Source organism: Pseudomonas sp. LBUM1661, assembly GCF_059695925.1.
In genome coordinates this window covers 1,875,594-1,896,769 of sequence record NZ_CP166794.1, presented here as the reverse complement: position 1 = coordinate 1,896,769, position 21,176 = coordinate 1,875,594, and the positions used below count along the sequence as shown (strand labels likewise).

The 21,176-nt window shown below is 58.5% G+C and carries 20 protein-coding genes and 4 tRNA genes; 11 read left to right on the top strand and 13 right to left on the bottom strand.

What is annotated here, in order from left to right; genetic code table 11:
- Positions 1–189: 189 nt before the first annotated feature.
- Complete coding sequence (gene phnR, locus ACA057_RS08695) at positions 190–903, bottom strand: phosphonate utilization transcriptional regulator PhnR (protein ID WP_497347506.1); 714 nt, start codon at positions 901–903, stop codon at positions 190–192.
- Between the two features lie 349 nt (positions 904–1,252).
- Between phnR and ACA057_RS08690 the strand changes: the two genes are divergently transcribed.
- The 6 genes from ACA057_RS08690 (at position 1,253) to ACA057_RS08665 (ending at position 6,649) form a co-directional block, all read left to right on the top strand.
- Positions 1,253–2,320: an ABC transporter substrate-binding protein gene (locus tag ACA057_RS08690; RefSeq protein ID WP_497347504.1), complete on the top strand. Its 1,068-nt coding sequence runs from the start codon at positions 1,253–1,255 to the stop codon at positions 2,318–2,320.
- A 137-nt stretch (positions 2,321–2,457) separates the two neighbouring features.
- A complete protein-coding gene (locus ACA057_RS08685) occupies positions 2,458–3,264 on the top strand; it encodes an alkaline phosphatase family protein (RefSeq protein WP_497347502.1) in 807 nt (268 codons plus the stop codon).
- The gene (locus ACA057_RS08680) at positions 3,261–4,106 is read left to right on the top strand and encodes an ABC transporter permease (protein ID WP_497347500.1); all 846 of its coding nucleotides are present in this window, start codon (positions 3,261–3,263) and stop codon (positions 4,104–4,106) included. Before ACA057_RS08685 ends, ACA057_RS08680 begins: the two co-directional genes overlap by 4 nt.
- Positions 4,093–4,893 (top strand): ABC transporter permease, encoded by an 801-nt coding sequence (locus ACA057_RS08675; RefSeq protein ID WP_497347498.1) that lies wholly within the window; start codon positions 4,093–4,095, stop codon positions 4,891–4,893. The genes ACA057_RS08680 and ACA057_RS08675 overlap by 14 nt, the downstream gene beginning before the upstream one ends.
- Entirely contained in the window at positions 4,890–5,879 is a 990-nt protein-coding gene (locus ACA057_RS08670; protein WP_497347496.1) for an ABC transporter ATP-binding protein, read from the top strand. Before ACA057_RS08675 ends, ACA057_RS08670 begins: the two co-directional genes overlap by 4 nt.
- A 116-nt stretch (positions 5,880–5,995) precedes the next feature.
- Positions 5,996–6,649, top strand: a complete 654-nt coding sequence (locus ACA057_RS08665; RefSeq protein WP_497347494.1) for an HAD family hydrolase — start codon at positions 5,996–5,998, stop codon at positions 6,647–6,649.
- A 115-nt stretch (positions 6,650–6,764) separates the two neighbouring features.
- Here the strand turns inward: ACA057_RS08665 and ACA057_RS08660 are convergent, their stop codons facing one another.
- Positions 6,765–7,727 carry a zinc-binding dehydrogenase gene (locus ACA057_RS08660; protein WP_497347492.1) on the bottom strand — a complete coding sequence of 321 codons (963 nt, stop codon included), beginning with the start codon at positions 7,725–7,727 and terminating at the stop codon, positions 6,765–6,767.
- A gap of 140 nt (positions 7,728–7,867) precedes the next feature.
- Between ACA057_RS08660 and ACA057_RS08655 the strand changes: the two genes are divergently transcribed.
- Entirely contained in the window at positions 7,868–9,949 is a 2,082-nt protein-coding gene (locus tag ACA057_RS08655) for a carboxy terminal-processing peptidase (protein WP_497347490.1), read from the top strand.
- Positions 9,950–10,094: 145 nt separating this feature from the next.
- A complete protein-coding gene (locus tag ACA057_RS08650; RefSeq protein ID WP_497347488.1) occupies positions 10,095–11,885 on the top strand; it encodes a bifunctional diguanylate cyclase/phosphodiesterase in 1,791 nt (596 codons plus the stop codon).
- A 119-nt stretch (positions 11,886–12,004) separates the two neighbouring features.
- Here ACA057_RS08650 and ACA057_RS08645 read toward each other — a convergent pair whose 3' ends face one another.
- The 10 genes from ACA057_RS08645 to ACA057_RS08600 all read right to left on the bottom strand — a co-directional run bounded on the left by ACA057_RS08645 (position 12,005) and on the right by ACA057_RS08600 (position 16,527).
- Positions 12,005–12,328, bottom strand: a complete 324-nt coding sequence (locus tag ACA057_RS08645; protein WP_497347486.1) for a hypothetical protein — start codon at positions 12,326–12,328, stop codon at positions 12,005–12,007.
- A 592-nt stretch (positions 12,329–12,920) separates the two neighbouring features.
- On the bottom strand, positions 12,921–13,328 hold the full coding sequence (locus ACA057_RS08640; protein WP_497347484.1) for an SEL1-like repeat protein: 408 nt from the start codon (positions 13,326–13,328) through the stop codon (positions 12,921–12,923).
- The gene (locus tag ACA057_RS08635; protein ID WP_059401930.1) at positions 13,329–13,700 is read right to left on the bottom strand and encodes a hypothetical protein; all 372 of its coding nucleotides are present in this window, start codon (positions 13,698–13,700) and stop codon (positions 13,329–13,331) included.
- Positions 13,697–14,038, bottom strand: coding sequence for a helix-turn-helix domain-containing protein (locus tag ACA057_RS08630; protein ID WP_401358161.1), 342 nt, complete (start codon positions 14,036–14,038; stop codon positions 13,697–13,699). Before ACA057_RS08630 ends, ACA057_RS08635 begins: the two co-directional genes overlap by 4 nt.
- Positions 14,039–14,152: 114 nt before the next feature.
- Positions 14,153–14,608 (bottom strand): YkvA family protein, encoded by a 456-nt coding sequence (locus ACA057_RS08625; RefSeq protein WP_401358162.1) that lies wholly within the window; start codon positions 14,606–14,608, stop codon positions 14,153–14,155.
- A gap of 294 nt (positions 14,609–14,902) precedes the next feature.
- Positions 14,903–15,619: a BamJ family beta-barrel-assembly machinery protein gene (gene bamJ / locus ACA057_RS08620; protein ID WP_059401927.1), complete on the bottom strand. Its 717-nt coding sequence runs from the start codon at positions 15,617–15,619 to the stop codon at positions 14,903–14,905.
- A 366-nt stretch (positions 15,620–15,985) separates the two neighbouring features.
- Positions 15,986–16,062: transfer RNA gene (locus ACA057_RS08615), tRNA-Asp, on the bottom strand.
- Between the two features lie 18 nt (positions 16,063–16,080).
- Positions 16,081–16,156: transfer RNA gene (locus ACA057_RS08610), tRNA-Val, on the bottom strand.
- Positions 16,157–16,355: 199 nt separating this feature from the next.
- Positions 16,356–16,432, bottom strand: a tRNA-Asp gene (locus ACA057_RS08605).
- Positions 16,433–16,451: 19 nt separating this feature from the next.
- Positions 16,452–16,527 (bottom strand) — tRNA-Val (locus tag ACA057_RS08600).
- Between the two features lie 160 nt (positions 16,528–16,687).
- Here ACA057_RS08600 and rdgC point away from each other — a divergent pair.
- From rdgC to sugE, 3 genes are all read left to right on the top strand, one after another.
- Positions 16,688–17,608, top strand: coding sequence for a recombination-associated protein RdgC (gene rdgC / locus ACA057_RS08595; RefSeq protein WP_497347481.1), 921 nt, complete (start codon positions 16,688–16,690; stop codon positions 17,606–17,608).
- Positions 17,609–17,753: 145 nt separating this feature from the next.
- Positions 17,754–18,719: a bile acid:sodium symporter family protein gene (locus ACA057_RS08590; RefSeq protein WP_497347479.1), complete on the top strand. Its 966-nt coding sequence runs from the start codon at positions 17,754–17,756 to the stop codon at positions 18,717–18,719.
- Positions 18,720–18,838: 119 nt separating this feature from the next.
- A complete protein-coding gene (gene sugE / locus ACA057_RS08585; RefSeq protein ID WP_027922462.1) occupies positions 18,839–19,153 on the top strand; it encodes a quaternary ammonium compound efflux SMR transporter SugE in 315 nt (104 codons plus the stop codon).
- A 96-nt stretch (positions 19,154–19,249) separates the two neighbouring features.
- On the opposite strand, the gene ACA057_RS08580 is transcribed toward sugE, so the two are convergent.
- Positions 19,250–21,124: an MFS transporter gene (locus tag ACA057_RS08580; RefSeq protein ID WP_497347477.1), complete on the bottom strand. Its 1,875-nt coding sequence runs from the start codon at positions 21,122–21,124 to the stop codon at positions 19,250–19,252.
- Positions 21,125–21,176 lie beyond the last annotated feature (52 nt).

Sequence of the window (21,176 nt, the reverse complement as noted above, 5' to 3'; positions counted from 1 at the left end):
GCTTCGCTTCTCACCACTCATCAGGCCGAGCGTGAGCTCGCCTTCAGCTCTTGATCTTGATCCACCCGCCCCTATATCGGGAGGCTGAGGGGACTCGCCGTATGGGCGAAACCCCAAACCGCCGTTACCGCAGCAACGGATATACACCCAAATCAACCAAGAGCATGGCCGGCCCGAAGGCCGCCAAGGTCAAACCACATCAACCCCGACGTGAATCGCATCATGCCGCCAAAACTCAAGGTCACAATCGATCAACCGCCCATGCTGATCATAATTAACCCGAGCAATCCGCAGCCCTGGACTCCCCACCGACACCCGTAAAGCCGCCGCCGCATCCACCGACAACGCCGTCGGCACAATCTCGAAGCGCACCCGCCCGTAGTGCAAATCGTAATGCCGCGCATACAACTCGGTAATCGACTGATTCAAATCGAATTCCAGAATCCCCGGAAAATACTGAGGATTCAAATAATGCTCCACATACAACACCAGCCGCTCATCAATCCGCCGCGCCCGGCAAATCTGAATCACACTCGACAAAGCAGGCAACTGTAACCAGGCACACACCGCCGCCGACGCAGGCTGCAACCGCGCCGAAATCACCTCGGTTGACGGCACGCGCCCCTGAGCACTGACCATCGCGTGAAAGTGACTGCGCTGCATCAAGTTATAAGCCAGGCGTGGCGGCGACACGAACCAGCCACGACGCTCCTCCCGATAAATCTGCCCCTGCGCTTCCAACTGCAACAACGCCTCACGCACGGTAATCCGCGTGGTACCGAACAACTCACTGAGCTTGCGCTCGGCCGGCAACTTGCTTCCAGGCGCCAACAACCCATGGTCGAGCTGCTCCTGAAGCACCTGCCCGATGGCTGTCACCGCTTTGGTTGTCTCGATGCGCATCAACGTTACCTATCTGGACTAGACCAGCACTGTTTCGGGGCGCTACCGCGACTCAAAACGGCGCCATCAACTGCCTGCAAGCCTAGGCACTGCATATGACTGGTAGATGACAAAGCCGCCGAACGGTTGCGCCAGACTCCTGCAATTTAACGGCCAAGTCCTTTCATATCAGCCCTTTAGACATGGTCTACGCTTAACTCGCACCCTGAGTATTGCAGCACAGAAAATATGGGCAGACCGGTCGTCGACATCAAAATGTCATCCAACCCGCCTAAATTGGCTCAGGTATTGCTGACCTAGACCAACACAACCGCAATCGCAGCGTTGAAAACGCCCAAAGGAGCTTCGGATGAAAAAGCTTTTCCTGGCATCACTGTTAGGCTCGACCATTGCCATGTGCACCGCCGCCATGGCCGCTGATACCGACTTGAAAACGCTCGAAGCCGCTGCGAAAGCGGAAGGCGCCGTCAATAGCGTCGGCATGCCCGATGACTGGGCAAACTGGAAAGGCACTTGGGAAGATCTGGCCAAGACCTACGGCCTGAAACACATCGACACCGACATGAGTTCGGCGCAGGAAATCGCCAAGTTCGCCGCTGAAAAAGACAACGCCAGCGCCGACATCGGCGACGTCGGTGCAGCCTTCGGCCCGATCGCGGTCAAGCAAGGCGTCGTGCAGCCTTACAAACCAAGCACCTGGGCGCAGGTCCCGGACTGGGCCAAAGACAAGGATGGTAACTGGGCCCTGGCCTACACCGGCACCATCGCTTTCATCGTCAACAAGAAGTTGCTGCACGGCTCCGAAGCGCCAACCAAATGGGCTGACCTCAAGACCGGCAAGTACAAGGTTTCCATCGGTGACGTGAGCACCGCTGCCCAAGCCGCCAACGGCGTACTGGCCGCCGCACTGGCCAATGGTGGCGACGAGAAGAACCTGCAGCCAGCGCTGTTGCTGTTCGCGGACATCGCCAAACAAGGCCGCCTGTCCATGGCCAACCCCACCATCGCCACGATGGAAAAGGGTGAAATCGAAGTCGGCGTGGTCTGGGACTTCAACGGCCTGAGCTACAAGGCCAAGATGGCCAATCCGGACGACTACATCGTGCTGATTCCATCCGACGGCTCGGTGATTTCCGGTTACACCACCATCATCAACAAATACGCCAAGCACCCGAACGCCGCCAAGCTGACCCGCGAATACATCTTCAGCGATGCCGGCCAGATCAACCTGGCGCGCGGCAACGCCCGTCCGATCCGCGCCGAACACCTGACGCTGCCAGCCGATGTTCAGGCCAAGCTGCTGCCGAACGAGCAGTACAAAAAAGTAACGCCAATCAAAGATGCCGACGCATGGGAAAAGACTTCCAAGGCTCTGCCGCAGAAGTGGAACGAAGAAGTCATCGTTGAAATGAAGTAACGCGACAACCCTTGCAGGAGCGAGGCTTGCCCGCGAAGACAAACTCTCAGCCAACATCAATGTTGAATGTCAGTCCTTCTTCGCGAGCAAGCTTCGCGCCTACAGGTTTCGACGGCACACACGGAGTCATCGCCCCTATGAAGCACAACGTCATCCTTGTCGTGCTCGACGGCCTCAGCTATGAGGTTGCGCGCCACGCCATGGGGCACCTGCAGGCTTACGTTGGCGCAGGACGCGCGGCGCTCTACAAACTGGAGTGCGAACTGCCGGCCCTGTCCCGACCGCTTTACGAATGCATCCTCACCGGCGTTACGCCGATCGACAGCGGCATCGTTCACAACAACGTCTCGCGCCTGTCCAACCAGCGCAGCATCTACCACTACGCCCGCGACGCCGGGCTGAAAACCGCCGCCGCGGCCTATCACTGGGTCAGCGAGCTGTATAACCGTTCGCCCTTCGTTGCCGCCCGGGACCGTCACACCGAGAATCCCGACTTGCCGATCCAGCACGGTCATTTTTACTGGAACGATCACTACCCGGATTCGCACCTGTTCGCCGACGCGGAAAACCTGCGCCTGCGCCACGCGCCGAACTTTCTGCTGGTTCACCCCATGAACATCGACGACGCCGGGCACAAGCACGGTCTCGACACGCCGCAATACCGCAACAGCGCCCGCTCGGCCGATATCATCCTCGCCGACTACCTGCAAGGCTGGCTCGACGCCGGTTATCAGGTGCTGGTAACCGCTGACCACGGCATGAACAATGACCGTTCCCACAATGGCCTGCTGCCGGAAGAACGCGAAGTACCGCTGTTCGTGCTCGGCGATGCCTTCAGTTTCAGCGCCAGCGCCACACCGAAACAGACAGAAATCTGCGGCACCGTCTGCGAATTGCTCGGCGTTGCCCACGACAAACCTGTGTGCCGGGAGCTGCTCAAGTGAACGCCATTTCCCGTGGTAAATGGCTGGCAGCCTTATGCCTGTTGCCCTTCACACTGTTCTTTATCGTGTTCGAGATCGCCCCGCTGGTCTGGGTGATGATCAACAGTCTGGAATCCGAAGAGTTCGGCTGGGGCCTGGCCAACTTCACCAAGATTTTCAATTCGAAGTTCTACTTGCAGGCGATCCAGTACAGCCTCGAGATCAGCTTCTGGTCCAGCGTGTTCGGGATCATCATCGCCGTGCTCGGCGCCTATTCCCTGCGCCGGGTCGACTCGAAACTACGCAACTTCGTCAACGCCTTCGCCAACATGACCAGCAACTTCGCCGGCGTGCCCCTGGCCTTTGCCTTCATCATCCTGCTGGGCTTCAACGGCAGCTTCACCATCATGCTCAAGCAAGCCGGGATCATTCAGGATTTCAACCTGTACTCGAAAACCGGGCTGATCATTCTCTACACCTACTTCCAGATTCCCCTGGGCGTGTTGCTGCTCTACCCGGCCTTCGACGCCCTGCGTGAAGACTGGCGTGAATCTGCCGCCCTGCTCGGCGCCAACGGCTGGCAGTTCTGGCGGCACATCGGCTTGCCGGTGCTGACGCCGGCGCTGCTCGGCACGTTCGTGATCCTGCTGGCCAACGCCCTCGGCGCCTACGCCACGGTGTACGCCCTGACCACCGGCAACTTCAACGTGCTGCCGATCCGAATCGCGGCAATGGTCTCGGGCGACATTTCCCTCGACCCGAACCTGGCCAGTGCCCTGGCCGTGGTGCTGGTGGCGTTGATGACCCTGGTGACCATCGTGCATCAGCTGCTGTTGAAGAGGAGCTACCATGTCTCGCGCTGAATTGGGTCCGGTCGGAATCTACCACCGGGTGGTGGTGTACCTGCTGTTTGCCATTCTGTTATTGCCGCTGGCCGGCACGCTGATCTACTCGATTTCCAGCAGCTGGTCGGCAACTATTCTGCCCAGCGGCTTTACCTTCAAATGGTATGTGCAGCTGTGGAGCGATCCACGCTTTCTCAGTGCATTCGGGCAGTCACTGCTGGTGTGTGTGGGCTCGCTGATTCTGTCGGTGGTGCTGATTCTGCCGTTGCTGTTCGTGGTGCATTACCACTTCCCGAAACTCGACGCGCTGATGAACATCCTGATCCTGCTGCCCTTCGCGGTGCCGCCGGTGGTGTCATCGGTGGGGTTGTTGCAACTTTATGGTTCAGGGCCATTCGCGATGGTCGGCACGCCGTGGATTTTGATCGGTTGCTACTTCACCGTGGCGCTGCCGTTCATGTACCGGGCGATCACCAACAACCTGCAAGCGATCAACTTGCGCGACCTGATGGACGCCGCGCAACTGCTCGGTGCCAGCACCTGGCAAGCGGCGTTTCTGGTGGTGCTACCGAACTTGCGCAAGGGTTTGATGGTGGCGTTGCTGCTGTCCTTCTCGTTCCTGTTCGGTGAATTCGTGTTCGCCAACATCCTCGTCGGCACCCGCTACGAAACCCTGCAGGTCTACCTCAACAACATGCGCAACAGCAGCGGCCATTTCACCAGTGCGCTGGTGATTTCCTACTTCTTCTTTGTGCTGGTCCTGACCTGGGTTGCCAATATCTTGAACAAGGACAAAAGCGAATGAGCTACGTCAGCGTCCAACACCTTCAAAAGAATTACGCCGGCACCACCGTGTTCAGCGATATCAACTGCGAAATCCAGAAGGGCGAATTCGTCACCCTCCTCGGCCCGTCGGGTTGCGGCAAGTCCACACTGCTGCGCTGCATTGCCGGGCTGACGTCGGTGGATGGCGGCAAGATCCTGCTGGATGGCGTCGATATTGTGCCGTTGAGTCCGCAGAAACGTGGAATCGGCATGGTGTTCCAGAGCTATGCGTTGTTCCCCAACATGACCGTGGAGCAGAACGTCGCGTTCGGTTTGCGTATGCAGAAGGTCAACACCGACGACAGCCAAAAACGCGTCGCCGAAGTGTTGAAGCTGGTGGAGCTTAATGATTTTGCCGCCCGCTACCCGCATCAACTGTCCGGTGGCCAATGCCAGCGTGTCGCCCTCGCCCGCTCCCTGGTCACCCGGCCACGCCTGTTGCTGCTGGATGAACCGCTGTCCGCCCTGGATGCGCGGATTCGCAAGCACTTGCGCGAACAGATCCGTCAGATCCAGCGCGAGCTGGGCCTGACCACCATCTTCGTCACCCACGATCAGGAAGAAGCCCTGACCATGTCTGACCGCATTTTCCTGATGAATCAGGGAAAAATCGTACAGAGCGGCGACGCCGAAACCCTGTACACCGCGCCGGTCGATGTCTTCGCGGCCGGTTTCATCGGCAACTACAACCTGCTGGATGCCGACAGCGCGACAAAACTGCTGCAACGGCCGATCACCCACCGCATCGCTATTCGCCCGGAAGCCATCGAACTCAGTTTGAACGGCGAACTCGACGCGCAAGTGCGCAGCCACAGCCTGCTGGGCAACGTGATTCGCTACCGGGTCGAGGCCCGTGGCGTGGAATTGGTGGTGGATGTGCTGAACCGCTCGGCGGCCGATCTGCATCCCGATGGTCAGCGCCTGGCACTTTCCATCGATCCGACGGCCCTGTGTAAGGTAGCTTGAAAGCAGCGGCAAGCTTCAAGCCGCAAGCTTCAAGTTGTAGACTCCTGAGCACCTCAATCCACCTCTTGCAGCTTGAAGCTCATAGCTTGAAGCTGTTCTCGGAGAGAACCGCACTGATGGCCCTGGCAATTTTTGATCTGGACGAAACCCTGATTCACGGCGACTGCGCCACCCTCTGGAGCGAGCAAATGGGGCGCCTGGGCTGGGTCGATCCCGAGTCGTTCATGCGTCAGAACAACGAACTGATGGACGCCTACAGCCACGGCAAATTGCGGATGGAGGAATACATGACCTTCAGCCTCGAGCCGATGATTGGCCGTACGCCGGAAGAGGTCGACCATCTGGTAGGACCTTGGGTAGAAGATTTCATCGAACCGATCATCTTCAGCGATGCCACCAAAGCCATCGCCGCTCATCGCAAGGCCGGTGACCGGATCCTGGTGATCTCCGCTTCGGGTACGCACCTGGTCAGGCCGATTGCCGATCGCTTGGGCATCGACGAAATTCTCGGCATCGAACTGGAAGTGACACACGGCGTTTACAGCGGCAACACCGTTGGCACGCTGACCTACCGCGAAGGCAAGATCACGCGCTTGCTGGAATGGCTGGATGCGGAAGAAGAAAACCTCGAAGGCGCGAGTTTTTATTCCGACTCACGTAACGATTTGCCGTTGTTGTTGAAGGTAGATTTCCCACACGTGGTAAACCCGGATCCGGTGCTGTTTGAGCACGCCGAAAAAGCCGGCTGGCCAGTCCACCTCTGGAAATAACCTTGCCACCCTGTGGGAGCGAGCCTGCTCGCGATGGACGTGAACGATAACGCGTGCAGCCTGGTAAAACGCGCCGCCTTCACATTCATCGCGAGCAAGCTCGCTCCTACAAGGGTCAGGTCAGGCTTTCGTCAATCACCAACACCAACTTCCCCGCCACGGTGTTCGTCGCCAACTCGGCAAACGCCGCTTCGGCGTCCTTGATCGGGAAGGTCTTGGCAAGTTGCGGACTCAACCGTCCCTCGGCAAACAACGGCCAGACATGCTGGCTGAGGTCACTGAACAAATCGGCCTTGAACTGATCGTCGCGACTGCGCAATGTCGACCCCAGCAATTGCACGCGCTTGGCCAGTACCTGCGCCAGGTCCAGCTTGGCCTCACGGCCGCCCATCAACCCGATCAGCACCCAACGGCCATCGCGGGCCAGCAGCTTCAGATTCAACTCAGCGTAATTGCCCCCCACCGGATCGAGAATCACATCGAAGGGCCCCAGATCATTCAAGCTCTGCAGATTCCCGTTACGCACCACACCGCCCTGGGCACCCAGCGCTTCGCAATACGCCAGGCGCTCGGCGGAGCCGACGCTGACCCAGCACGGGTTACCAAACGCCTTGCACAGCTGAATGGCAGCTGAACCGATTCCACTTGCTCCGGCGTGCAGCAGAACTTTCTCACCCGGTTTGAGCGCGGCCAGTTGAAACAGATTCAGCCAGACGGTCGCGTACACTTCCGGCAATGCTGCCGCCTCGACCAACGACATTTCGTCGGGAACCGGCAACACATGCCGTCCGTCGACAACCACTTCCTCGGCCATCCCGCCCCCGGCCAGCAAGGCGCAGACTCGATCACCGACCTGCCACGACGACCCCGGGCCGACCTCGCTGATCACCCCCGAACACTCAAGACCCAGTACCTGACTGGCCCCCGGCGGTGGCGGATAAAGGCCAGCCTTCTGTAATAAATCGGCGCGATTGAGACCCGCTGCCGCCACACGAATGCGAACTTGCCCTACATCGCATGTAGGACTCGGCTCTTCAAGCCACTCCACTTGACCGTCAACGCCTTGCAATGCTTTCACAGTGCCTCCATAGTGAGTCTGGACTGAGCCCGTCGCTGTAGCACCGGGCTTTCTTGCATTATGTGACCGGCCCTTTGTGGAACCGGCGACTTCAAAGACGGCCTAATATGCGTGATCAATTGTCCCCGCGTCGAATCAGCATGAAGCATTTGTTCCCCAGCACCGCCCTAGCCCTATTTATTGGTATCGGCCTGTTGCCGATGTCGAGCAATACGTTCGCAGCAAATAGCTGGGACAAGCTTCAGCCTGATCGTGACGAAGTGATCGCCAGCCTGAACGTTGTCGAGTTGCTCAAGCGCCATCACTACAGCAAGCCGCCACTCGATGATGCACGCTCCGTGATCATCTATGACAGCTACCTCAAGCTGCTGGATCCGTCGCGCAGCTACTTCATGGCCAGCGACATTGCCGAATTCGACAAGTGGAAGACCCAGTTCGACGACTTCCTCAAAAGTGGCGACCTGAACGCCGGGTTCACCATCTACAAGCGCTACCTGGACCGCGTCAAAGCGCGTCTGGACTTCGCCCTTGCAGAGCTGAACAAGGGCGTCGACAAGATCGACTTCACCACCAAGGAAACCTTGCTGATCGATCGCAAGGATGCACCTTGGCTCAAATCCACCGCCGAACTCGACGACCTGTGGCGCAAACGCGTCAAGGACGAAGTGCTGCGGATGAAGATCGCCGGCAAAGAGCCCAAGCAGATCCAGGAAACCCTGACCAAGCGCTACAAGAACCAATTGGCGCGCCTGGACCAGACCCGTCCGGAAGACATCTTCCAGGCGTACATCAACACCTTCGCCATGTCCTACGACCCGCACACCAACTATCTGTCGCCGGATAACGCGGAGAACTTCGACATCAACATGAGCCTGTCCCTCGAGGGCATCGGTGCCGTGTTGCAGAGCGACAACGACCAGGTGAAAGTCGTACGCCTGGTGCCGGCAGGTCCGGCTGACAAGACCAAGCAGGTTGCACCGGCCGACAAGATCATCGGCGTTGCCCAGGGCAACAAAGAGATGGTCGACGTGGTGGGCTGGCGTCTCGACGAAGTGGTCAAGCTGATCCGTGGTCCGAAAGGCACCGTGGTCCGCCTGGAAGTGATCCCGGCCAGCAATGCGCCGAACGACCAGACCACCAAGATCGTGCCGATCACCCGCGAAGCGGTGAAGCTTGAAGACCAGGCTGTGAAGAAGTCGGTGCTGAACCTGAAACAGGATGGCAAGGACTACAAGCTCGGCGTCATCGAGATCCCGGCCTTCTACCTGGACTTCAAGGCCTTCCGTGCCGGCGATCCGGATTACAAGAGCACCACTCGCGACGTCAAGAAATTGCTGACCGAGTTGCAGAAAGACAAAGTTGACGGCGTGGTCATCGACCTGCGCAACAACGGCGGCGGCTCCCTGCAGGAAGCCACCGAGCTGACCAGCCTGTTCATCGACAAAGGTCCGACCGTTCTCGTGCGTAACGCCGATGGCCGGGTCGATGTGCTGGAAGATGAAAACCCGGGCGCCTTCTACAAAGGCCCGATGGCGTTGCTGGTCAACCGCTTGTCCGCCTCGGCTTCAGAGATTTTTGCCGGCGCCATGCAGGACTACCACCGTGCGCTGATCATTGGCGGCCAGACCTTCGGTAAAGGCACCGTGCAGACCATTCAGCCGCTGAATCATGGCGAACTGAAACTGACCCTGGCCAAGTTCTACCGGGTTTCCGGTCAGAGCACCCAGCATCAGGGCGTACTGCCGGACATCGATTATCCGTCGATCATCGACACCAAGGAAATCGGCGAAAGCGCGCTGCCGGAAGCCATGCCGTGGGACACCATCCGAGCGGCCATCAAGCCGGCGGTCGACCCGTTCAAACCGTACATTTCGCAGCTCCAGTCCGAACATGAGGTGCGCACGGCCAAAGATGCGGAGTTCGTGTTCATCCGCGACAAACTGGCCCTGGCGCAGAAATTGATGGCGGAAAAAACCGTCAGCCTCAATGAAGCCGACCGTCGTGCACAACACGCCGACATCGAAGCCAAGCAACTGGTCATGGAGAACCTGCGTCGCAAGGCCAAGGGCGAAGAGCCGCTCAAAGAGCTGAAGAAAGAAGACGAAGACGCCATCGCGGCCGAGCAGGACAAGACCAAGCCAGAAGACGATGCCTACCTGAGCGAGACCGGGCGGATTCTGTTGGACTACCTGAAACTCAACACCGCAGTAGCCAAGCACTAAGTGGTTACAAGCAAGATGATGGCATTTTAATGCTGACGCTCCCCGGAGCGTCATCAAACAGTCATCATTCTGTCGTGAAATAAAGGGCTGGAGCACCTCTTATCAAGCGTGTGATCCCAGCCCTTTTTTTCGCCCCGAGATTGCCATGACCACGACAGAACAGCTGAGTGCCTTGAGTTCCATACTGGCTCAAAGCGGCTTGCACAGCCTGTTCCAGCCGATCATTTGCCTTTCTGAGCGACGCATCGTCGGTTACGAAGCCCTCACGCGCGGCCCATCAAACAGCCCGCTGCATTCCCCTATTGCACTGTTTTCCGTCGCCCGCCAGGCCGGTCTCCTGAACGAGCTGGAAATAGCTTGCCGCGAAAGTGCCTGTCGACGTTTCAACGAACAACAACTGCCGGGCAAACTGTTCCTCAACGTCTCCCCGGAATCGCTGCTCGAAGCCGCCCACCAACCCGGGCGCACCCTGCAACTGCTGCAGGATTTCGGCATCCCGCCAAGTCAGGTGGTGATCGAGCTCACCGAACAAACCCCGACTGACGATTTCCAGTTACTGCAAAACGCGCTGCATCACTACCGGGCGATGGGATTTTCCATTGCGCTGGATGATCTGGGGGCGGGTTATTCGAGCCTGCGACTCTGGTCCGAGTTGCGCCCGGATTACGTGAAAATCGACCGGCATTTCATCGACGGCATTCATCAGGACGCCCTCAAACGCGAGTTTGTCGGCTCAATCCTGCAAATCGCCAAGGCCTCACGGGCGCAAGTGATCGCCGAAGGCATTGAGTTGCCGGAAGAGCTCGCAGTGTTGACCGAGATGGGCGTCGACCTGGTCCAGGGTTATCTGCTTTGCCGCCCCCAGGAGCAGCCGCCTCGGGACGCCCGGACCTTGATGCCCAAAAAGGACAGCAGCGCCGTGGCGCTGAACGACGAAGGCAGCGACCTCAGCGCCCTGCTCAACGACCAACCGGCGGTAGACCGCCATACCCCGACCGCCACCGTGCTGGAAGCCTTCCGCCGCCAGGCCAATCTCAACTCCCTGGCGGTACTCGACGAACTAGGCCAGCCCTGCGGCATCGTCCACCGGCATTCGCTCTCGGACGCGCTGCTCAAGCCGTTTGCCACCGACCTGTTCGCCCGCAAACCGATCAGCCGCTTGATGAACGACGACTTTCTCGCCGTGGAAATGAGCCAATCGCTGCAACAGGTCAGCCGCTTGATTACCAGCCGCGCACGGCAGCGCATTGAAGAAGATTTCATCATCACCCTCAACGGTGGCTATTTGGGATTGGGTCGGGTCATCGACGTCCTCAAACTGATTACCGAACTGAAGATCCAGCAAGCCCGCTACGCCAATCCGCTGACCTTGCTGCCGGGCAACGTGCCGATTCAGCAATGCCTGACGCGCCTGCTGCAACAGCAACGGGAATCGGTGATCTGCTACGTGGACATCGACAGTTTCAAACCCTTCAACGACATCTACGGCTACGGCCGTGGCGATGAAGTCCTGCTGTGCCTGGCGCAATGCCTGAATGATCGCGTCGATCCGTCCCGCGACTTCGTCGGCCATATCGGCGGCGATGACTTTCTGCTGGTGCTAGGGCCGGAAGACTGGCGCAAACGTTTGAACCAGTTGCTGGACGACTTCCAGAGCCAGTGCCGGCGCTTTTATCGCAGCGAACACCTTGAGGCTGGCTGCTTCATCGCGCCGAATCGCCAGGGTGTGCGTCAGGAATTTGCGCTGCTGTCACTGTCGATCGGCGTGGTGCATTTGCATCCACAGGCCTGTGGACAACTCGATGCGAGCCAATTGGCGGAGATGGCGTCGCAGGCCAAGCATCACGCGAAGAATGTGCCAGGGTATAGCGTGCATGTGATTGATAGTTTGGCGGTGCCGGCAGCCGAGGAAGCGTTGATTGCCGGGCATCGGTGATTACCGATTGATCGTTCCCAGGCTCCGCGTAGCGCCGATGTCGACCCTGACACCGATGTGACGCACAGCGTCACGGGCTGCATTACCACGCGGAGCGTGGGAACGATCATTTAGCCGCCTTACTCCGACGGTCGAGCCCGCAACCGCCGCCCAAGTACATCCAGCACATCACACCCATCCCGCAACGGAATAGCGCAGAGCAAAGCAAAGTCACTGAGAATGAACGACTGACACTCGATCGAGCCGCGCATGGACAGGTTCTCCATCACCTGGGTGACGGCCTGAATCCGGTAGCTGGCAGCGTCATACAAAACATCGAGCGGCGCGTGGGTGTCAACGAACAGGGTGGGCATGTCATCACAATTGCTGGTGAGCGCCATGAAGCGGTTTTCGGGATGGGGGATTGGTTTTACGTAGGGTGGATCTGGGTGAAGATTTTTCATTCTTAAAACCTCTGGTAGAAGTGGAGCTACCATCGGCCTTCCTACAGGCTTGGGTGGCAGCTATACGCGGGGTAGGAATATCGAGACCAGAGAACTCGACCACGCCGAAGCGTGCCCGCGCACAGCCGCCGCAACTGATCTTACGGACGCATGTTGACGGCCGCAATTCAGGTGTCGACGCCAAGGCGCCTTCTCTAGTCTTGAAGGGTTCCTACACCCCATCACTGAGTTTTCAGTGACAACCAGAGACTATCGATTGAACTCATTTCGAACCAGTTCATGGAAATCGCCAAAACTTGAAGGAAACTTCCGATGACCTTGCCCAGAAATTTCGCACCTCAATCAAAAGCCACATCAATCCTATCCACGGTGAGCTCTATAGTTGAGGTGCGGGTATTCGTGAGCAATCCCTCGCGCAGAAAATAGAGCGCGCGAGACTTTGCGGGGGATCAGGCAGGAAAGAAGTCAGGAAAGGAGGATGTTTGTGTAGGGTTATTCGCCAAATAACAATCTTCAAACAACACTCAAGCCAAAACGCAAACGTGGCGAGAGGTTTCCCTCACGCCACGTTTATTTGTCGGTAAGCAAGTGTCTAATCTGCAGAACCGCGAGACGCCAACTCTTTTAACTTGATTTCAGCCAACGGATGCCCGGCCTTCGCAGCCAGCTCCCAAAACCGCACCGCCTCAGCCGGATCCGGCGCCTTGCTCGGCGTTCCGGCCAAACTGATCACGCCCACCTGATACGCCGCCTTGCCATCGCCCGCCAACGCCGCCAGGCGCAGCAATCGCACACCTTCCTCACGCGCCCCAAGACCGACGCCGCGAAAGGTCAGGATGTGGCCATAGAAGCTTTGAGCGCCGACATCACCCAGGTTGGCCATGCGCGCGAACTGGCCTTCGAGCCAGTTCCAGCCTCGGGGCTGGCGCACAAACCACGACCAGTGAAACAGCCGGCGGGCCAGCCAGTAACCGGCCCGCGCCTTGAGTCGTAAAAACACTCAGGCCTCCGCCGACTCGGGGTACTCGTATTCGAACACTCGCACCACCTCCGAAGCATGCCAGGAGGCCGCGGCGATGCCATCGGAAGGACCGGAGAAACGCCCGAGGCGTTCGACACATTCAAAGAAACCGGTGCGCGGCAGGCGGCTGGCGCCCTGGCTGATCACCAGTGAACTGCGCAAAGGCTGTTCGGCCTTGGCATCCAGCGCGGCCAGATGCTCAAGGGCAGCGGTCAAGGTTTGCATCGCTGGCGTGGGGAGCTGCAACCGCTCCAGCAACGCGCGATACGTCAAAAGATGACGCTGGCGGCGCGCCTGATCCAGCTCGCCCAGCAACCCGTCCCAATGTTGACGACTGATGCGTACGCTCACGATTCATCCCTCCACCCTGGCACCGTCAATTCCCAGGCCAGGCTGCGGCGAATCGCAGCGTCGGGTTGACGCTCGCCACTTTCGATCAAGGCCAGATAAGACGGGCTGATGCCTACCGTGCGGGCCAGCGCCTCGATGGCGATGCCCTTCCCTTCGCGCAAACTGCGTAGTTGATCCAGCCCCGGAAGAATCGGGTCTGGTGTCGTCGCGGGGCGCTCTGGGGCGACTCGCGGCGGTTGTTGATTGATGCCTGCTGCTTTCAGTAGAGCCTGATACTGAGCCCATGGCAGAACCGCATATTCGGGCTCGCCTTCGCGTGTGATTATCTGAATATCCATGACTTCCCCGTAGGACAACGACACTTAGCGAGTCGGCACTTTTCCCTAGAAGTGTAATCCTAACAGCGGCCAAGGTCGCGAGGGGTTTGAATATAAGGATGATCCTGGATCGGCTCAGTTTTTCTTCGGCCCCTGGAGTTGAAGTTGCTCCGGGGTATCGGGCAGGCGCTCGACCACGGCGAGCTTCTCCGGCAACTGACGCTTGCGCCAGGCGCGGAAGGCGTTGAGCTCGTCGTCGAGGACTTTCATCAGCCAGGCCAGCACGGCGATGTCGTCGAGCATGCCGAACATTGGAATGAAATCCGGAATGGCGTCCACCGGACTGAGGAAATACATCAGGCCGGCCACGACCGAGATCAGGGCCTTGGGGCTGATCGCCCGGTACTCGCCGCGCCAGTAAGCCAGGCAGAGTGCCTGCAACAAGCGCAGATCGTCTTTCAGTTTGCCCAGCCGGTTGCCTTGGCTGGCGCCTTTACTGGCCACGGCGAACAGCAAAGTCGGTAAACGTCCACGCGCGAGCAAGCGTCCGGCCAGTGGCAGGAAACGTGCGAAATTCCAAGGTACTTTCATCATTCCTCCCGCTGAAATGTTATCCACACAAATTGTGGATAACCTTGTGAACAGAGCTGCATTTCACGCCTGAGAGCCCCGTTTTATAAGGGCCTGACTCAGATCGGGCGTTTTTTACTCACCTAAAAAAACCCAAGATTTCATTGACTTGGCGCTCTGGCGCGGCTAGCACAGGCGTCCTCATTGGCTATGACTCCAGCCTACAGCATCCGTTCGCTTTGTTTACTCCTTGCCGAACGCCAGATGCAACAACGCCCCGCATAAGCGAGGCGTTGTTTTTAGAGCTGACGCAAATTACTTCGCAGCGTCGTCTTGTTTGGCCGGATCTTTGATCGCCAGCAGTTCCAGGTCGAATACCAGCACCGAGTTGGCTGGAATCGCCGGGCTTGGGCTTTGCGCGCCGTAGGCCAGTTCGCTTGGAATGTACAGTTTGTACTTCTCGCCAACGTGCATCAGTTGCAGGCCTTCAACCCAACCTGGAATCACACCGCTGACCGGCAGATCGATCGGGCTGCCGCGCTCGACGGAACTGTCGAAAACGGTACCGTTGGTCAGGGTGCCGGTGTAGTGAACGGTCACTACGTCGGTCGGCTTAGGCTGTGCGCCATCGGCTTTCTTGACCACTTCGTATTGCAGGCCGGAAGCGGTGGTAGTCACACCGGCTTTCTTGGCGTTGTCTTCGAGGAATTTCTTGCCAGCGGCTGCCGACTCTTCGCTCATTTTGGCCATACGCTCTTCAGCACGCTTCTGCAGTGCTGCGAAGGCTTCGACCAGTTCGTCGTCCTTCAGCTTCTGTTCTTTCTTGCCGACGGCATCTTCGATGCCTTGGGCTACGGCCTTGGAATCCAGATCATCCATGCCTTCCTGAGCCAGGCTCTTGCCCATGTTCAGGCCAATCCCGTAGGAAGCTTTTTGCGCCGGGGTTTTCAGCTCTACGCTGGTCTGCGAATCACAACCCGCAAGTACCAGGCTAACCAGGGCCACCGCCGCCGCCAACCGATGCTGTTTCATGCTATTTCCTTGTTCATGCGCCTAAAGGGCAATCGAGTAAAGCCGCGAGCTTATCAGGCGGCCACGACCAATGGCTACCGGCATGAGAGCAGGAAACTTCTGATAAGTTCAGGTGTTTTAACGCATTTCCGGAATCGGAGGATGAAGCTTCTGTCATCTTCGCCTGTAAGAGCGAGCTTGCTCGCGAAGGTCGACGACGATGACGCGGCACTGGCAGACACGGCGGTGCTCTCAGGTTTTTCGCGAGCGAGCCCGCTCCTACAGAGGGCGCTGCCCGACAATGCCAAATCCCGGACAGCAAAAAGCCCGCATTAAGCGGGCTTTTTCCGTGGTGACCTGGCGTTCAGCGTTCCAGGTGACCGAATATGGCGCAGCGGACGGGACTCGAACCCGCGACCCCCGGCGTGACAGGCCGGTATTCTAACCGACTGAACTACCGCTGCGCGTAACATTGAAAGTAATGGTGGGTGATGACGGGATCGAACCGCCGACATTCTGCTTGTAAGGCAGACGCTCTCCCAGCTGAGCTAATCACCCTTTACCTTCGTTGCGGGGCGCATTATGCCACAAGTTTTCGTAAAGTGTTGATTTAATTGAAATATTTTTCAAATAAATCCGAAAACCTGAAAAACGACACACCCTGCAGGAACAACTTACAAACTTCGGACAGAAAAAAACCCGCATCAGCGGGCTTTTCCGTGGTGACCTGGCGTTCAGCATTCCAGGTTACCGAATATGGCGCAGCGGACGGGACTCGAACCCGCGACCCCCGGCGTGACAGGCCGGTATTCTAACCGACTGAACTACCGCTGCGCGTAACACTTGAAACGAATGGTGGGTGATGACGGGATCGAACCGCCGACATTCTGCTTGTAAGGCAGACGCTCTCCCAGCTGAGCTAATCACCCTTCGCTTCGGTGTGGCGCGCATTCTACGGAGCGACCCCACCTCTGGCAAGCACTTTTTTAAATAATTTTCTCAGGCCTTCCAAAGGCTTAGAGAAGGGTTGGCCTATGGCACCGCGAAGAGAATAATGCCCCCCTTTGTATATAAGGAGAGACTCACCCCATGTGGTTCAAAAACCTGCTTATCTATCGCCTGACCCAAGATCTGCCTTTTGATGCCGAGGCGTTGGAAACTGCACTGGCCACCAAACTGGCGCGTCCATGTGCAAGCCAGGAGTTGACCACCTACGGTTTCGTTGCACCGTTTGGCAAGGGCGAAGATGCGCCGCTGGTGCACATCAGCGGCGACTTCCTGCTGATCGCTGCCCGTAAAGAAGAACGCATCCTGCCGGGTAGCGTCGTGCGTGACGCGGTGAAGGAAAAGGTCGAAGAGATCGAAGCCGAGCAGATGCGCAAGGTCTATAAGAAGGAGCGCGATCAGATCAAGGATGAAATCATCCAGGCCTTCCTGCCCCGCGCCTTTATCCGTCGCTCGTCGACCTTCGCCGCCATCGCGCCGAAACAGGGCCTGATCCTGGTGAACTCGGCCAGCCCGAAACGCGCCGAAGACCTGTTGTCGACCTTGCGTGAAGTGATCGGCTCGCTGCCGGTACGTCCGCTGACCGTGAAAATGGCGCCGACCGCGACCATGACCGACTGGGTCAAAACCCAGAAAGCCGCGGACGATTTCTTTGTGCTGGACGAGTGCGAACTGCGCGACACCCACGAAGACGGCGGCATCGTGCGCTGCAAGCGCCAGGACCTGACCAGCGAAGAAATCCAGCTGCACCTGAGCACCGGCAAAGTGGTCACCCAGCTGTCGCTGGCCTGGCAGGACAAGTTGTCGTTCATGCTTGACGACAAAATGACGGTCAAGCGCCTGAAGTTCGAAGATTTGTTGCAGGATCAGGCGGAACAGGACGGTGGCGACGAAGCCCTCGGCCAACTGGACGCCAGCTTCACCCTGATGATGCTGACCTTCGTCGACTTCCTGCCGGCGCTGGTTGAAGCGTTGGGCGGTGAAGAGACTCCGCAAGGGATCTAAAGGCTGTTGATTACTTATGTGGGAGCGGGCTTGCTCGCGAAGAGGGAGTGTCAGTCGACATCATTATTGACTGACACACCGCTTTCGCGAGCAAGCCCGCTCCCACATTGGTTTTGTGGTGTTACTCAAGAATAAGGATCAGGCCATGCGTGCACTGGCTGCATTAAGCCGTTTTGTCGGCAACACCTTCGCTTACTGGGTACTGATATTCGCCGTCGTGGCATTCCTGCAACCGGCCTGGTTCATTGGCCTGAAAGGCGCGATCGTGCCGTTGCTGGGGCTGGTGATGTTCGGCATGGGCCTGACCCTCAAACTCGAAGACTTCGCCGAAGTCGCTCGCCATCCGTGGCGCGTGGCCCTGGGCGTGGTCGCGCATTTCGTGATCATGCCGGGTGTGGCATGGTTGCTTTGCCAGGCTTTTCACCTGCCGCCGGAGATCGCGGTCGGCGTGATTCTGGTTGGCTGCTGCCCAAGCGGTACCTCGTCCAACGTGATGACCTGGCTCGCTCGTGGAGACCTGGCGCTGTCGGTGGCCATCGCCGCCGTCACCACCCTCCTCGCTCCGCTGCTGACCCCGGCGCTGATCTGGCTGCTGGCGTCGGCATGGTTGCCGGTGTCTTTCATGGAGCTGTTCTGGTCGATCCTGCAAGTGGTGCTGCTGCCGATCGTGCTCGGCGTGGTTGCCCAACGCGTACTCGGTGATCGCGTTCGCCACGCGGTCGAAGTGTTGCCGCTGATTTCGGTGGTGAGCATCGTGATCATCGTGACCGCCGTGGTCGCCGCCAGTCAGGCGAAGATCGCCGAATCCGGTCTGTTGATCATGGCCGTGGTGATGCTGCATAACAGCTTCGGCTATTTGCTGGGTTACTTCACCGGGCGCCTGTTCAAGTTGCCATTGGCCCAACGCAAATCCCTGGCCCTGGAAGTCGGCATGCAGAACTCCGGGTTGGGCGCCGCGCTGGCCAGCGCGCACTTCTCGCCACTGGCGGCGGTGCCGAGCGCGTTGTTCAGCGTCTGGCACAACATTTCCGGGGCGCTGCTGTCGACGTATTTCCGGCGGATGAGCGAGAAAGAAGACCGGAAAATCGCTGCACAACAAGCAGCCGACTGATCCGAAAACTTGATCCTCGGGTTAATGATGGGCACTCTATTGCGCAACGCGAGGACGACCTCGCGGCTCGATCGAGTCATTAATCTGGGGACGACCCCGTCAATCGATGGAGGTCATTCATGTCCTGGATCATTCTGTTTTTCGCCGGCCTGTTCGAAGTAGGCTGGGCCGTCGGCCTGAAATACACCGACGGTTTCAGCCGCCCTCTCCCCACCGCATTGACCGTCGCCGCCATGGCCATCAGCCTTGGCTTGCTCGGCCTTGCCATGAAGGAATTGCCGCTGGGCACGGCTTATGCGATCTGGACCGGTGTGGGTGCTGTCGGCACGGTGATTGCCGGGATCATCCTGTTTGGTGAGTCCATGGCGCTGTTTCGACTGGCCAGTGTGGCGTTGATTATTGCCGGGTTGGTGGGGCTCAAGGTCAGCGCCTAGGCCACTGACGCCATCGCTAGCAGGCTAGCTCCCACATTGGAATGCATTTCCCTGTGGGAGCTAGCCTGCTAGCGATGGGGCCCTCACAGTCACCGACTATCTAACGGTCCCTCGCAAATCCCCCACCAACGCCTGCAACTTCGCCGGCTCCGCCACCTCGACCGCCACCGCCGGCCCCGCGACCAACGTCACCCGCGACCACAACCGGCGAAACAGTCCCTTGCCCGGATCGCGGCTGAAGAAACTCCCCCACAACCCCTGCAACGCCAATGGAATCACCGGCACCGGCGTCTCTTCGAGAATCCGCTTCAGCCCGCCCTTGAACTCGTTGATTTCGCCATCGGCGGTCAATTTGCCTTCCGGGAAAATACACACCAGTTCGCCGTCCTTCAGATACTGGGCAATGCGCGTGAAGGCCTTTTCGTAAATCTGGATGTCTTCCTGGCGCCCCGCGATCGGAATCGTCCCGGCCGTGCGAAAGATAAAGTTCAGCACCGGCAGGTTGTAGATTTTGTAATACATCACAAAGCGAATCGGCCGACGCACCGCGCCGCCGATCAGCAACGCATCAACGAACGACACGTGATTGCACACCAGCAGCGCCGCACCTTCGTCGGGAATCAGATCCAGATTGCGATGCTCCACGCGGTACATGGAATGGCTGAGCAGCCAGATCATGAAACGCATACTGAACTCGGGGACAATTTTGAAGATGTAAGCGTTGACGCCGATGTTCAGCAGCGACACTACCAGGAACAACTGCGGTATCGACAGCTTGACCATGCTCAGCAAGACGATCGAGACAATGGCCGACACCACCATGAACAGCGCGTTGAGAATGTTGTTGGCGGCAATCACCCGCGCCCGCTCGTTCTCGGCGGTGCGCGACTGGATCAGCGCGTACAGCGGCACAATGTAGAAACCACCGAAGATCCCCAGGCCGAGGATATCGATCAGCACCAGCCAGGTATGGCCAAAACCCAGCACTTCGATCCAGCCATGGCCCGCGACGCTGTCCGGGATTCCACCGGAATGCCACCACAGCAGCAAGCCAAAGACCGTCAGACCGAAAGAGCCGAACGGCACCAGGCCAATCTCGACTTTGCGCCCGGAAAGCTTCTCGCAGAGCATCGAACCGAGTGCGATACCGACCGAGAACACCGTAAGAATCAGCGTCACCACGGTTTCGTCACCGTGCATCCATTCCTTGGCATACGCCGGAATCTGCGTCAGGTAAATCGCCCCGACAAACCAGAACCACGAGTTGCCGACAATCGAACGCGACACTGCCGGGGTCTGCCCCAGGCCCAGCTTTAACGTGGCCCAGGACTGGCTGAAAATGTTCCAGTTCAGGCGCATTTCCGGCGACGCGGCGGCCGCGCGCGGAATGCTGCGACTGGCCAGGTAGCCGAGCACCGCGACACCGATGATCGCCGTAGAGACGATGGGCGCGTAATGCGCGGACGACATCATGATCCCGGCGCCAATGGTCCCGGCAAGGATCGCCAGAAAGGTGCCCATTTCCACCAGTCCGTTGCCCCCCACCAACTCTTCTTCATGCAAAGCCTGGGGCAGGATCGAGTATTTCACCGGCCCGAACAGCGCCGAGTGCGTGCCCATGGCGAACAGCGCCACCAGCATCAGCGAGAGGTGATCGAACAGGAAACCGACGGCTCCTACCGCCATGATGGCGATTTCCCCGAGCTTGATCAGACGAATCAGCGCGTCCTTGGCGAACTTTTCGCCGAACTGACCAGCAAGGGCCGAGAACAGGAAGAACGGCAGGATGAACAGCAACGCACACAGGTTGACCCAGATCGAGCGATCACCGTCGATGGTCAGCTTGTACAGAATGGCGAGGATCAACGACTGCTTGAAGATGTTGTCGTTGAACGCCCCGAGCGACTGCGTGACGAAGAACGGCAGGAAGCGCCGGGTGCGAAGCAAGGTGAACTGTGAGGGGTGACTCATCTTCCGTGTTTCCCTGATGTTGGCTAGCGAGTGGCGTGGAGACGGTTATTGG